Annotated in this window: 11 protein-coding genes; 10 read left to right on the plus strand and 1 reads right to left on the minus strand. The window is 62.6% G+C overall.

Translation table 11 applies throughout. The annotated features are described in order from the left end of the window. Together AC30D7_RS14870 and AC30D7_RS14875 are read left to right on the plus strand one after the other, a co-directional pair. Window positions 1-5,904 (plus strand): Hpt domain-containing protein, encoded by a 5,904-nt coding sequence (locus AC30D7_RS14870; protein WP_490134563.1) that lies wholly within the window; start codon window positions 1-3, stop codon window positions 5,902-5,904. Then, window positions 5,897-6,352, plus strand: coding sequence for a chemotaxis protein CheW (locus AC30D7_RS14875; RefSeq protein ID WP_490134564.1), 456 nt, complete (start codon window positions 5,897-5,899; stop codon window positions 6,350-6,352). The genes AC30D7_RS14870 and AC30D7_RS14875 overlap by 8 nt, the downstream gene beginning before the upstream one ends. 115 nt (window positions 6,353-6,467) lie before the next feature. Here AC30D7_RS14875 and AC30D7_RS14880 read toward each other — a convergent pair whose 3' ends face one another. Continuing rightward, window positions 6,468-6,845 (minus strand): DUF6124 family protein, encoded by a 378-nt coding sequence (locus AC30D7_RS14880; RefSeq protein WP_490134565.1) that lies wholly within the window; start codon window positions 6,843-6,845, stop codon window positions 6,468-6,470. A gap of 744 nt (window positions 6,846-7,589) precedes the next feature. Between AC30D7_RS14880 and mdcA the strand changes: the two genes are divergently transcribed. The 8 genes from mdcA to madL all read left to right on the plus strand — a co-directional run bounded on the left by mdcA (window position 7,590) and on the right by madL (window position 14,095). Continuing rightward, the gene (gene mdcA / locus AC30D7_RS14885) at window positions 7,590-9,260 is read left to right on the plus strand and encodes a malonate decarboxylase subunit alpha (RefSeq protein ID WP_490134566.1); all 1,671 of its coding nucleotides are present in this window, start codon (window positions 7,590-7,592) and stop codon (window positions 9,258-9,260) included. After that, window positions 9,260-10,135 carry a triphosphoribosyl-dephospho-CoA synthase gene (locus AC30D7_RS14890; RefSeq protein ID WP_490134567.1) on the plus strand — a complete coding sequence of 292 codons (876 nt, stop codon included), beginning with the start codon at window positions 9,260-9,262 and terminating at the stop codon, window positions 10,133-10,135. The genes mdcA and AC30D7_RS14890 overlap by 1 nt, the downstream gene beginning before the upstream one ends. Further along, window positions 10,135-10,434, plus strand: a complete 300-nt coding sequence (locus AC30D7_RS14895; protein WP_007941972.1) for a malonate decarboxylase subunit delta — start codon at window positions 10,135-10,137, stop codon at window positions 10,432-10,434. The genes AC30D7_RS14890 and AC30D7_RS14895 overlap by 1 nt, the downstream gene beginning before the upstream one ends. After that, window positions 10,427-11,290 (plus strand): biotin-independent malonate decarboxylase subunit beta, encoded by an 864-nt coding sequence (locus AC30D7_RS14900; RefSeq protein ID WP_490134568.1) that lies wholly within the window; start codon window positions 10,427-10,429, stop codon window positions 11,288-11,290. The genes AC30D7_RS14895 and AC30D7_RS14900 overlap by 8 nt, the downstream gene beginning before the upstream one ends. Beyond that, window positions 11,287-12,090, plus strand: coding sequence for a biotin-independent malonate decarboxylase subunit gamma (gene mdcE, locus AC30D7_RS14905; protein WP_490134569.1), 804 nt, complete (start codon window positions 11,287-11,289; stop codon window positions 12,088-12,090). The genes AC30D7_RS14900 and mdcE overlap by 4 nt, the downstream gene beginning before the upstream one ends. Further along, window positions 12,084-12,704, plus strand: coding sequence for a malonate decarboxylase holo-ACP synthase (locus AC30D7_RS14910; RefSeq protein WP_490134570.1), 621 nt, complete (start codon window positions 12,084-12,086; stop codon window positions 12,702-12,704). The genes mdcE and AC30D7_RS14910 overlap by 7 nt, the downstream gene beginning before the upstream one ends. Beyond that, entirely contained in the window at window positions 12,701-13,612 is a 912-nt protein-coding gene (gene mdcH, locus AC30D7_RS14915) for a malonate decarboxylase subunit epsilon (protein ID WP_490134571.1), read from the plus strand. Before AC30D7_RS14910 ends, mdcH begins: the two co-directional genes overlap by 4 nt. 66 nt (window positions 13,613-13,678) lie before the next feature. Further along, window positions 13,679-14,095 (plus strand): malonate transporter subunit MadL, encoded by a 417-nt coding sequence (gene madL / locus AC30D7_RS14920; RefSeq protein ID WP_018928727.1) that lies wholly within the window; start codon window positions 13,679-13,681, stop codon window positions 14,093-14,095.

A 14,095-nucleotide genomic window follows, 5' to 3' on the forward strand; every position in this document is an offset into this window, starting at 1 on the left:
ATGGGTGATCGGCACGACTATGTGGCCCTCGAATGGGTCAAAGGCGAGATTGCCGAAACGCTGAAGCAGGCTCATCAGGCGATCGAAACCCTGATCGACGACCCGCAGGCAACGCACGCCCTGAGTGAGTGCCTGGCCTGTGTCCATCAGGTTCATGGCAGTTTGCAGATGGTCGAGTTCTACGGCGCGGCTCTGCTTGCCGAAGAGATCGAACAGTTGATCATCGCCTTGCAACAGAGCCGCGTCAGCCATCGCGACGAGGCTATCCATCTGTTGCTGCGTGCCCTGGGGCGATTGCCGACTTACCTCGATCGGGTGCAAGGCGCCCGTCGCGATTTGCCGCTGGTGGTGTTGCCGTTGATCAACGACCTGCGCAGCGCCCGTGGTGAAAGCCTGTTGTCGGAAACCAGCCTGTTCAGCCCGCAACTCCCTGAATTGCCGCCTCTGAGCGAAGAAGCCCTGGCGCTGCTGGAACCGTCCGACTTGCCGAATGTGCTGCGCAAATTGCGGCAAATGCTGCAAATGGCGCTGGCCGGCTTGCTGCGCGAGCAGGATGACGAAACCCACTTGGCTTATCTGGCCAAAGTTTTTGCCCGTCTCGAAGGGCTGTGCGCCAATGCGCCCCTGAGCCCGTTGTGGCAAGTCGCTTCGGCGCTGGTCGAAGGCCTGCGAAATGGCTCGATCGCCAACAGCCCCGCGTTGCGCAGCCTGTTCAAGGACGCCGACAAAGAACTCAAGCGTCTGCTCGAACAAGGCATGCCCGCGATCAATCAACCGGCACCGCCAGAGCTGCTCAAGAGTTTGTTGTTCTATATTGCCAAGGCCGAACACCCCACCGGGCAGATGCTGACCATGAAAGATCGCTACTCACTGGACGACGCATTACCCGACAGCGCGATGGTTCATGAAGAACGGGCACGGCTGGCCGGCCCTGATCGCGATGCCATGCGCTCGGTGTTGGCGGCGTTGTGCGAAGAGTTGGTGCGGGTCAAGGAGCGCCTGGACCTGTTCGTGCGCAGCGACCGTCAGCACACCTCGGACCTCGAAAGCCTGCTGGCGCCCCTGCGGCAAATCGCCGACACCCTGGCGGTGCTCGGCTTCGGCCAGCCGCGCAAGGTCATCATCGATCAACTGGCGGTGGTGCTGAGCCTCGCCCAGGGCCAGCGCGAACCCAACGACGCGACCCTCATGGACGTAGCCGGGGCCTTGCTCTATGTCGAAGCGACCCTGGCCGGCATGGTCGGTACCGTGGAGCCGGAAAGCCAGGAAGACAGCCGTCTGCCAACCACCGACCTGACGCAGATCCACCAGATCGTGATCAAGGAAGCGCGCATCTGTCTGCAACAGGCCAAGGACATGATCGTCGACTACATCGACGCCGACTGGGACCGTCAGCATTTGCAACCGCTGCCGGCGTTGCTGACCCAAGTGCGCGGTGCGCTGGCGATGATTCCGTTGGCCCGTGCGGCGAGCCTGATCGAGGCGTGTAACGGCTTCATCCGCGAGCATCTGCTGGTGGATCCGGGCCAGCCCGGCTGGCAACAACTGGACAGTTTGGCCGACGTCATCACCAGCATCGAGTATTACCTGGAGCGCCTGAGTGACGACCCCGAAGCGCCAGGGGAGCAACTGCTCGACGTTGCGGAAAAAGGCCTGGCCGCACTCGGCTGTTTCCCCAGCGAACAGCACGTGCCGATGCTTGAGGATGTGCTCAGCCCCAGTGAAGCCCTGGTGATGCAGGACATGCAGGAGCTGGACGACCCCGAAACCGTCCAGTCGTTGGCCGATGTACTCGCCAGCCCGGTGTCGTCCGTCAACCCGCCGGCACTGACGATGCCCGGTAGTCTGTTGCCGCCGCCCGCCGGTGAAGAGCCGGTGGACGATGAGCTGCGGGAAGTCTTCCTCGAAGAGACCGACGAGGTTCTGGAAATCCTCCGGGAATACCTGCCGCGCTGGTTGGCCAATCCGGATAGCACATCGGCCTTGAGTGAATTACGCCGCGCGTTTCACACCCTCAAGGGTAGCGGCCGGATGGTCCGTGCACTGGTGCTGGGCGAGCTGGCCTGGGCGGTGGAAAACTTGCTCAACCGCGTGCTTGAACACAGCGTTGCTCCTTTGCCTGCAGTGCAGCAACTGGTGGGCGACGCGCTGAAGTTGCTGCCGGAGCTGGTGGCCGAGTTCGCCGCTCATGCCCAGCGCCAGCGCAACGATGTCGATCGATTGGCCGCCCGCGCCCATGCCCTCGCCAAGGGCGATGAACTGCTGTCCGATGAGGACGCGCAGGATGTCGCAGCGCTCGATCCGCTGTTGCTGGAGATCTTCCGCAACGAAGCCGAAACCCATTTGAACAGTCTCAATCGCTTTCTTGAGCAAGCCGCCGAGCATGTGCCGCTGCAGGCCAGCGATGAGTTGCAGCGGGCCTTGCACACCCTCAAGGGCAGTGCCTCGATGGCCGGCGTGCTGCCGATTGCCGAGCTGGCGGCGTCGCTGGATCAACTGGCCCGGGAGTACAAGGCGCACCGGATCGCCCTCGATCTGGACGAAGTCGAATTGCTGCTGGAAGCCGAAGGCTTGTTCCGCCGAGGGCTGCGCCAACTCAAGAGCGACCCGCTGGCCACCATTCCCGGCGCCCGTTCGTTGATCGAACGAACCCAGACATTGCTGGCCGAGCGTCTGCAAAGCCTGTCGAGCGCGCCCAACACGGGGCTGCGGATCAAGCGTGATCCGCAGTTGATCAACAACTTCCTCGCCCAGGGCATGGACATCCTGTTGGACGCCGAAAGCCTGTTACAGCGCTGGCAGCAGCATCCCGGCGAGCGCCAGGAACTCAGCGCGCTGCTGGACGAATTGACCACCCTCGGCGAAGGCGCGCACCTGGCCGACCTGCATCCGGTGGACGAGCTCTGTGAAGCCTTGCTCGACCTTTATGGCGCGGTGGAAGAAAGCAGCCTGGCGGTCAGCGACAGGTTTTTCCACGAGGCGCAAAGTGCCCACGAAGCGCTGATCAACATGCTCGACGAACTGGCCGCCGGCCAGGAAGTCACCGCGCAACCACAGCGGGTGCGGGCCTTGCGCGGCTTGCTCGATGAGAGTCTCGACCCATCCTCCATGGGCCTGATCCGCAGTGACGGCAGCCGCACCTTGAGCATTCGGGAGCTGGGCAGCGCCACGGCCGAGCTGGAGCAGACCGCGACGCAGGTGGAGCTGGACGACGAGATCGTTTCGATCTTCCTTGAGGAGGCGGTGGATATCCTCGAAAGCGCCGGCCAGGCCTTGCAGCGCTGGTTGAGCGACCCGGACAACGCCGCGCCGCTACTGTCCTTGCAGCGCGATTTGCACACCCTCAAGGGCGGTGCGCGGATGGCCGAGGTCGAGCCGGTGGGCGATCTGGCCCATGAACTGGAAAGCCTTTACGAAGGCCTGGTGGACCGCCGTTACAGCCACAGCGAAGCACTGGCGCAATTGCTGCAACAGAGCCATGACCGACTGGCCGTGTTCCTCGAACAGTTGCAGCACAACCGTCCGTTGGGCGACCCGGGCGAATTGATCGAGGCCATTCGAGAGTTTCGTCTGGGCAATGCCGGCAGTGCGGATGTGATTGAACCGGCGGCCAGCAATGACTCGGCGAGCCACGATTCCGAGCTTCTGGAGATCTTCCTCGAGGAAGGTTTCGACATCATTGAAAACTCCGGCGCAGCGCTGTTGCGCTGGCAGGCCGAACCATCGAATCGTCAGGAAGTGGAAACCCTGCTGCGCGACCTGCATACCCTCAAGGGTGGCGCGCGAATGGTGGAAATCGCGCCGATCGGCGACCTGGCCCATGAGCTGGAATTCCTCTACGAAGGCTTGTCCGCCGGCGTGCTGCAACCGACCGCGGCGCTGTTCACGTTGTTGCAGAGCAGCCATGACCGACTGGCGCAGATGCTCGACGCCACCCGCGCCGGTCAGCCACTGCCACCGGCCGATCAGCTGATCGAGGCGATCAAGAACTTCAGCCATCCGGCGGTACCCGAAACACCGACACCGGTGGCGATGCCCGCGGCGCCCAAAGCCGAGCCAGCCACGCTGCAACCCGAAGCCGCCGACACGGTCAAGGTCTCGGCGGAGCTGCTCGACGACCTGGTCAACCTGGCCGGGGAGACCTCGATCTTCCGTGGCCGCATCGAACAACAGGTCAACGATGCACGGGTGGCCCTGAGCGAGATGGAAACCACCATCGAGCGTATGCGCGACCAGTTGCGCCGCCTCGACACCGAAACCCAGGGGCGGATTCTCAGCCGTCAGCAAGTCGAGGCCGAGCGCCTGGGTTATGAAGAGTTCGACCCGCTGGAGATGGACCGTCACTCGCAGCTGCAACAGTTGTCGCGGGCACTGTTCGAATCCGCCTCCGACCTGCTCGACCTCAAGGAAACCCTCGACCGGCGCAATCAGGATGCGGAAAACCTGTTGCAACAGCAGGGCCGTATCAACACTGAATTGCAAGAAGGCTTGATGCGCACGCGCATGGTGCCGTTCGAGCGGATGCTGCCGCGGTTGAAGCGTATCGTGCGTCAGGTTGCCAGCGAACTGGGCAAGGACGTGGAGTTCATCGTTGGCAACGCCGAAGGCGAGATGGACCGCAACGTCCTCGAGCGCATGGCCGCGCCGCTGGAACACATGCTGCGCAACGCCGTCGACCATGGGCTGGAATCGGCCGAGGTGCGGATCGCGGCCGGTAAACCGGCCCAGGGCAAGATCACCCTGGATTTGTCCCGGGAGGGCAGCGACATCATTTTCGACATCCGCGACGACGGTGCCGGCGTGCCGCTGGACGCCGTGAGGCGCAAGGCGATCAAACGCGGGCTGCTCGACCCGGACAGCGACATCAGCGATCACGACGTGCTGCAATTCATTCTGCAACCGGGGTTCTCCACCGCCGAGAAAATCACTCAGATCTCCGGGCGTGGCGTGGGCATGGACGTGGTTCACGAAGAGGTCCGGCAGCTCGGCGGGACCATGAGCATCGACTCGACATCGGGGCAGGGCGTGCATTTCCGCATTCGCCTGCCGTTCACCGTGTCGGTCAACCGCGCGCTGATGGTGCAATGCGGAGAGGATCAATACGCGATTCCGCTGAACACCATCGATGGCATCGTTCGGGTGTTGCCCAACGAGCTCGAAGGGCATTACCGGCTCGATCCACCGACCTACGAATACGCCGGGCAACGTTATGAGTTGTGCTACCTCGGCGAGCTGCTGAAAACCAGCACGCGCCCGAAACTGCTGGGCCAGAGCCTGCCGTTGCCGGTGTTGCTGGTGCAGTGCAACGAACGGCACGTCGCGGTGCAGGTGGATGCCATGGCCGGCACCCGGGAAATCGTGGTCAAAAGCCTTGGCCCGCAATTCGCCGCAGTGCAGGGTTTGTCCGGCGCGACGATTCTGGGCGATGGCCGGGTGGTACTGATTCTCGACTTGCTGGCGCCGATCCGCGCGATGCAAACGCGGGTGCCGCAACGGCCGGTGACGCAAGACGTAGAGCCCGAATCGCAACGGCCGTTGCTGGTGCTGGTGGTCGACGATTCGGTCACCGTGCGCAAGGTCACCAGTCGTCTGCTGGAACGCCACGGCATGAACGTGCTGACCGCCAAGGACGGTGTCGATGCCATGTTGCTGCTGGAAGAACAGATGCCCGACCTGATGCTGCTGGACATCGAAATGCCGCGCATGGACGGCTTTGAAGTGGCGACCCAGGTGCGCGCCGACGAGCGCTTGCAGCATCTGCCGATCATCATGATCACCTCCCGCACGGGTCAAAAGCACCGCGACCGCGCCATGGCCATTGGCGTCAACGACTACCTCGGCAAGCCGTATCAGGAATCGGTGCTGCTCGACAGCATCGCCCGGTGGAGCAAAACCCATGCATGAGCACCGCTCCAGCAACCTTACCGGCTTGCTGCTGCCTTTGGCTGACCGCAACCTGATCCTGCCCAACGTCGCCGTCGCTGAACTCATCGACTATCAGCCGGGGGCTTTCGATCTCGATACACCGCCGTGGTACCTGGGGCGGGTGACCTGGCGCGAACGGCAGATTCCACTGCTCAGTTTCGAGTCGGCGTGTGGCAACAAAGTGGTGATTGGCGAGCGAGCACGGATCGTCATCCTCAACGCCCTCGGCGGGCGGCCTGAGTTGAAGTTCATTGCGCTGCTGGTGCAGGGAATTCCGCGCTCTTACAAACTCGACAGTCAGTTGAGTTATGTCGACGTGCCGTTGTGTTCGCTGGAAAAGGCCGCAGTGCAGGTGGCCGAGCAAGTGGCCAAGGTGCCTGATTTGTTGGCGTTGGAAGAACTGCTTGTGAGTGCTGGGTTGGTCTGACTGGCCCCTTCGCGGGCAAGCCTCGCTCCTACGTTGGATCTGCAGCGTGCACAAAACCCTGTAGGAGCGAGGCTTGCCCGCGAAGGCGGCCTCCAACTTACCAAAGACCTGGCTGCTAAACCCCGGCCCGAGCCTTCATTTGCAACGACTCATGATGATCCAGCACCCGCTCCACCAACAACTGCACGCCATCCGCCAAACGGCTGAGCGCCAAGGCTACGGAGCGGCGTGAGCCTTCCACATCGTCCGCCAGATCGGCAGCAATGGCGCTGATGGACAGCAGGTCTTCGGAGGCATTGGCCAGAAGGGCTTCGGTATCGATGTCGGGGGCGACGCTGAAGAGCCGGGACTTACGGCGTTTGGCCGGTTTTTCGTGGGGTGACGGGAAGTAATGAGAGAAGGCGCGGTCGGCGGCTTCCTTGAGTTTCTCGGCTTCGAGGGAGGCTTGGGAATCGACGCCGGTTTCCGGGGGATTGGGAGTAGCTTTGAACATAGTGAGTCTCCAGTAATGTGTTTCAACTGCTCCATCGGTTCCAAGCGAAGGGGTGGCAGCTGTACGCAGGTTGGAACCCGAGGTGGAGAAAACCCGGCAGACCCGAAGGTCTCCCGCGCACAGCCGCCATAACGGAGTACACACATTAAAGGTGCGCAAGCATACGTCATGAGGGGGCGCTTTTGCGCCTTCTACACCTCGGGGTTCCAAGCCCGGTCGCTGAATTGGCAGCGACACTCAAACGATAAAGACCAACACAAAACCCCACCAGTCGGCGGGTTCCGGCATTGCTGTAGGCAGCGACGCCAGACTGCGTAGCCTCACACCGTTCCTGCGGACAAACTTTTAAACACAAAACCTCAGGCTGTCGGACCTCCCTGTGGCGAGGGGGCTTGCCCCCTCACCACAAAGGATTCCCAAAAAGGGACCGATCGGTCCTATTTTGGGACTTATCGGTTGTTGCTCTCTGCCATGAGCGACGAAGTCTTCGTCATCGAAAGCTGCGGGGAATGTACTGGCCTCATCGCGGGCAAGCCCGCTCCCACAGTGTCCGTGTCGTGCTCAAATCCTGAGTCATACACAATACCTGTGGGAGCGGGCTTGCCCGCGATGAGGCCAGGACTGGCAACAGAGATCTTCTGTCGATCATTACCCTGACCGTAACGATCCAACACTCTGCTTGATTGATGCCCCCCACCCAACACTCCTAAGGTGACCCCACGACAGCGAACCCGTGGAGTGGTCATGACAACAACAATATCCCCCGACTCGCGATGGACGCGGCGGCGCAGCGAAAAGCAGCGGCGTCTCGAATTGGTGAAGGGGCTTGCCGACGGTGTGGTGCTGCCCACCGACAAAATCGTGGCGGCGCTGGAGGCGTTGATTCTGCCCGGCGACCGTGTGGTGCTGGAGGGCAATAACCAGAAGCAGGCGGACTTCCTGTCCCGCGCCCTGGCCAAGGCCGATCCGGGCAAGCTGCATGACTTACACATGATCATGCCCAGTGTCGGGCGTTCCGAGCACCTGGACCTGTTCGAACGCGGCATCGCGCGCAAGCTCGATTTCTCGTTCGCCGGCACCCAAAGCTTGCGCATCAGCCAGTTGCTCGAAGACGGTTTGCTGGAAATCGGCGCGATTCACACCTATATCGAGCTCTATGCGCGGCTGGTGGTGGACCTGATCCCCAACGTCGTGCTCTCGGCCGGTTTCATGGCCGACCGTGCCGGCAACATCTACACCGGCCCAAGTACCGAAGACACCCCCGCGTTGATCGAACCAGCCGCCTTCAGCGACGGCATCGTCATCGTCCAGGTCAATCAACTGGTGGACGATGTCAGCGACCTGCCTCGCGTGGATATCCCCGCGTCCTGGGTCGACTTCGTGGTAGTGGCCGACAAGCCGTTCTACATCGAGCCGTTGTTCACCCGCGACCCACGCCACATCAAGCCTGTGCATGTGTTGATGGCGATGATGGCGATCCGCGGGATCTACGAAAAACACAACGTTCAGTCGCTGAACCACGGCATCGGCTTCAACACCGCCGCCATTGAATTGATCCTGCCGACTTACGGTGAGTCCCTTGGCCTCAAGGGCAAGATCTGCCGCAACTGGACGCTCAATCCGCACCCAACCCTGATCCCGGCCATCGAAAGTGGCTGGGTCGAAAGTGTGCATTGCTTCGGCACCGAACTGGGCATGGAAAACTACATCGCCGCCCGGCCTGATGTGTTCTTCACCGGTCGCGATGGCTCCCTGCGCTCCAACCGGATGTTCAGTCAGCTCGCCGGGCAATACGCGGTGGACCTGTTCATCGGCGCGACCCTGCAAGTCGATGGCGACGGTCATTCCTCTACCGTGACTCGCGGACGCCTGGCCGGTTTCGGTGGCGCGCCGAACATGGGGCACGACCCGCGCGGTCGTCGTCACGGTACGCCGGCCTGGCTCGACATGCGCCATACCGACGTGGCCGAGCCGATGCTCGAACGTGGCAAGAAACTCGTGGTGCAAATGGTCGAGACCTTCCAGGAGGGCGGCAAACCGACCTTCGTTGAAACCCTCGACGCGGTGGACGTTGCGAAGAAAAGCGGCATGCCGCTGGCGCCGATCATGGTTTACGGCGATGACGTCACCCACCTGCTCACCGAAGAAGGCATCGCCTATCTGTACAAGGCCCGTTCCCTCGAAGAGCGCCAGGCGATGATCGCCGCCGTCGCCGGGGTGACCGCCATCGGCTTGCGCCACAACCCCAAAGACACCGCGCGCATGCGCCGCGAAGGCCTGATCGCCTTGCCTGAAGACCTCGGCATCCGCCGCACCGACGCCACTCGCGAACTGCTCGCAGCGAAAAGCGTGGCCGATCTGGTGGAGTGGTCCGGTGGCCTCTACAACCCGCCCGCCAAGTTCAGGAGCTGGTAATGCACGCATTCAACCTGCAACCGAAAACCCTCACCCTGGCCGAACGGCTGGCGGACCTGGCGGTGGACGCGCTGATCGACGAAGCGGACCTGTCGCCGAAACCGGCGCTGGTGGACCGTCGCGGCAATGGTGCGCACACCGATTTGCACCTCGGGCTGATGCACGCTTCGGCGTTGTCCCTGTGGCCGGCGTTCAAGGCAATGGCGGACGCGGCCATCGAGTTTGGCGATGTTGGTTTACCGCTGCGCGAAACCGTTGGGCGGATTGGTCGTGAAGGCGAGCAAGAAATGCTCGCCACCACCAACGGTGTGAACACCCATCGTGGGGCGATCTGGGCGTTGGGGCTTTTGGTCACTGCCGCCGCGCTGGAACCTGAATCCTGTGCCGCAAGCTCAATCACTTTGCGCGCTGCGCGCCTGGCCTTGCTCGACGACCGTTATTCGCCACGTCCTTTAAGCCACGGTGCCCAGGTCGCCCAACGCTACGGCGCACGCGGTGCCCGTGAAGAGGCGCAGCTCGGTTTCCCTGCGGTGATTCAACGCGCATTGCCGCAACTCAAACGCAGCCGCGCCGCAGGCGTTGCTGAACAGAACGCCCGGCTCGATGCCTTGCTGGCGATCATGACGACACTGGCCGACACCTGTGTGCTCTACCGCGCGGGCGAAACCGGCCTGCACACCATGCAACTCGGTGCTCAAGCCGTGCTCGATGCCGGCGGCAGCGCCAGCCTCGCCGGTCGCCGTCGTTTGCATGAGCTGGACCAACAATTAATCGCGTTGAATGCCTCGCCCGGTGGCGCTGCGGACTTGCTCGCAGCCTGCCTGTTCATCGACCGCATTGAGTCGTGCGACGGCATCTTCCAGGGAGCGTTTTGATGGAAACCTTATCCTTTGAATTCCCCGCCGGGCAGCCGCCACGGGGCAGGGCGCTGGTGGGCTGTGTAGGCTCGGGCGATCTGGAAGTGCTGATCGAGCCGGGGCTGGCGGGCAAGCTGACGATCCAGGTGCAGACCTCGGTCAACGGCAGTGAACAACGCTGGCAGCATCTGTTTGCACGGATGTTCGATGGCCAGACGCCGCCGGCGATGGCGATCGATATCCACGATTTCGGCGCCACCCCTGGCGTGGTGCGCTTGCGTCTGGAACAGGGCTTTGAGGAGATCGGTCATGACTGACAGCGCAGCGCTTCTCAACCCATTACTTGAAAGGCAGAGCTTCGTCGAACTCGGTGCCCGGCAACGGGCAAAAGCGCTGCTCGACGCCGGCACCTTCCGCGAACTGCTCGACCCGTTTCAGCGCGTCATGTCGCCATGGCTGTCGCGCCAGGGCGTGGTGCCGCAAGCCGATGACGGCGTGGTCATCGCCAAGGGCAGCATCGGCGGTTTGCCGGTGGTGATCGCGGCCATCGAAGGCGCCTTTCAGGGCGGCAGCCTGGGTGAAGTCGGCGGGGCGAAGATTGCCGGTGCGCTGGAACTGGCCGCCGAGGACAACCGCAAAGGCATTGCCACGCGCGCCGTGTTGCTGCTGGAAACTGGCGGTGTGCGCTTGCAGGAGGCCAATCTCGGGCTGGCGGCGATTGCCGATATTCACGCGGCGATTGTCGATTTGCGCCAGTACCAGCCTGTGGTCGGCGTGGTTGCCGGCAGCGTGGGTTGTTTTGGCGGGATGTCGATTGCCGCTGGGTTGTGCAGTTATTTGCTGGTGACTCAGGAAGCGCGCCTTGGTCTCAACGGCCCGCAGGTGATCGAGCAGGAAGCCGGGCTTGAGGAATACGACTCCCGTGATCGCCCGTTTATCTGGAGCCTGACCGGTGGCGAGCAACGCTTCGCCAGTGGCTTGGTGGATCGCTATGCCGAGGACGACGTGGCGCAGATTCAGCAGCAGGTCGGCGAATTGCTCAAGCAAGGTTTGCCGGAGCAACAACGTAGCCGCCAAGCCGAATGGTTCCTGCAACGGTTGGCCTGTCTGGACGCCGAACCGCAAATCGAGCCGGCGACGGTTCGCGATCTGTATCAAGGAGAGCGCTCATGAGCTCGTATTCCCTTAGAGGCCTGAACTGGTTCAACGCCTTGAGTGTGGGTGCAAAATCGGTCGAAGGTTTGCCGGCTTCGTTGAAAGTCGCCGACGGTGTATTGGGCGATCAGCCCGTGCGGTTTATTGCGGTGGTGGCCGACCCCGACAACCGCTTCGTCCGCGCCCGCAATGGCGAGGTTGGCCTGCTGGAAGGCTGGGGCCTGGCCAAAGCGGTGGATGAGGTGATCGAAGCCGATCGGGATACACCGCACAAACGGGCGCTGATCGCCATCGTCGATGTGCCGAGCCAGGCTTACGGTCGGCGCGAAGAAGCACTTGGTATTCATCAGGCCTTGGCCGGTGCGGCGGACAGTTATGCACGAGCCCGACTGGCCGGCCATGCGGTGATCGGTTTGCTGGTGGGCAAGGCGATGTCCGGGGCGTTTTTGGCTCATGGGTATCAGGCCAACCGGCTGATCGCGTTGCGCGATCCGGGGGTGATGGTGCATGCGATGGGCAAGGCGTCGGCGGCGCGGGTGACGTTGCGCAGCGTCGAAGAGCTGGAGGCGTTGGCCGCCAGCGTGCCGCCGATGGCCTATGACATCGACAGCTATGCCAGCCTGGGCTTGCTCTGGGAAACCTTGTCGGTGGAGCAGATCGAGCAGCCGACGATGGCGGATTTGGCTTGCGTGACGGAGTGCCTGAGCCAGGCGATTAGCGATGTCGCTGCCGGCGGTCGCGATCTGAGCAGCCGCCTGGGTGCGAGTAACCGCGCCGCGTCGAGCAAGGTTCGCCAACTGCTGAGAGCGCAGTGGTGAACAGGTTTTTGCCCCACGACCTGCTTTGGGGGATGACCCCGGAGCAGTTGCCGGCGGATGCGCCTGGGTGGGTGGTCGAGTCGATCAGCGCGGGTCAGCCGGTGGTAGTTCGGCGCGCGATCACCGCGCCGGGTCAAATCGCGGTCGGGGTGCGTGGGCGCTTGCGTGAGCAGCGTTATGCAACGTCGATGGCCGTTGCTGCGATTTCTCATCGGGTACGGCCGGAAGAGCTCTGTCATGTCGAGAGCACTCGCAAGCTGCCGACCCTGCGAGCGCTGGCGCAACTGCGTCCGATGCTCGACGCCTGCGGTTGGGTGTGGGGTGTCAGCGGCAGCGCCGGGTTTGAATTGGCCAGCGGTTTTGCGGCGCTCCATGAGCGCAGCGATCTCGACTTGATTCTGCGTACACCGCAGCCATTGAGCCGTACTCAAGCGCGGGCATTGATGATGCTTCTCGGCAGCGCCGAGTGTCTGGTGGATATACAGTTGCAGACGCCAAGTGGCGCTGTTGCCCTGCGCGAGTGGGCTGGCCCGTCGCAACGGGTTCTACTCAAAAACGCCGATGCAGCGTGTCTGGTGTCCGATCCGTGGAACCCGCAGGAGCAAGCAGCGTGAGCAGCTTGCTGGTGTTCCCCGGCCAGGGCGCGCAGCAGCCGGGCATGCTCCATCGTTTACCTCGGGAAACGCTGATCGAGGCGAGCGAGGTGCTTGGCGAAGATGTCTTGCTACTCGATTCTGCCGAGGCGTTGCAGTCGACGAGGGCCGTTCAGTTGTGCCTGCTGATTGCCGGCGTTGCCGCTGCACGCCAGTTATCCATGGCGCCGGATTACGTGGCGGGACTGTCCATCGGAGCCTATCCGGCAGCGGTGGTCGCGGGTGCCTTGAGCTTCAGCGATGCGCTGCATTTGGTCAGCCTGCGCGGTGAACTGATGCAGCAGGCTTATCCTCAGGGCTATGGCATGACCGCGATCCTCGGTCTGGAACCGGCCACGGTGGAAGGGTTGCTGGCGCAGGTTCACCATGTTGATACACCGGTTTACCTGGCCAACATCAACGCCGATAACCAGGTGGTGATCGCGGGCAGCGATGCTGCGATGAAAGCGGTCGCCGAATTGGCGAAAGGGCGTGGCGCCGGTTTGGCCAAGCGCCTGGCGGTCAGCGTGCCGTCCCATTGTCCGCTGCTGGAAATTCCCGCAAAGACCTTGGCCGAAGCGTTCGCCGGGGTGCAATTGAAAACGCCGACCGTGGGTTACCTGAGCGGCAGCCGCGCACGGCCCGTTATTAACACTGACGCGTTGCGCGACGACCTGGCGTTCAACATGTGCCGCGTCGTTGATTGGCGTGGCACGGTGCAAAGCGCTTACGAGCGCGGCGTGCGTTTACAGATCGAACTGCCGCCCGGTGCGGTGTTGACCGGGCTGGCGCGCCGGGTGTTCGAGCAGGGCACCGTGATTGCCTTCGACGGTGCACGGCTCGATACCTTGCAGGCGCTGTTGCGTGAGGAGGGAAGCCGCCAACACTAGACCACCGACTCAGGCTTCGAACTACAAAAACAACAATTTCGACGATGCACTTTGAGGACTACAACAATGATTATTTACGGTGTGGCGCTGTTGGCGATCTGTACGCTGGCAGGGGTGATCATGGGTGACATGCTCGGCGTGTTGCTGGGTGTGAAATCCAACGTCGGCGGGGTCGGGATCGCGATGATCCTGCTGATTTGCGCGCGGTTGTGGATGCAAAAACGCGGCGGCATGACCAAGGATTGCGAGATGGGCGTCGGCTTCTGGGGCGCCATGTACATTCCGGTGGTGGTTGCCATGGCGGCGCAACAGAACGTGGTCACCGCCCTGCACGGCGGCCCGGTGGCGGTGCTGGCGGCGATCGGTTCGGTGGTGCTCTGCGGCTGCACCATTGCGTTGATCAGCCGAACCCACAAAGGCGAACCCTTGCCCGATGAACCGGTGGACATAACACCGGTCGGCACGCCAGTAGGAGGTCGCTGA

This window comes from Pseudomonas sp. DF5 (assembly GCF_058148225.1).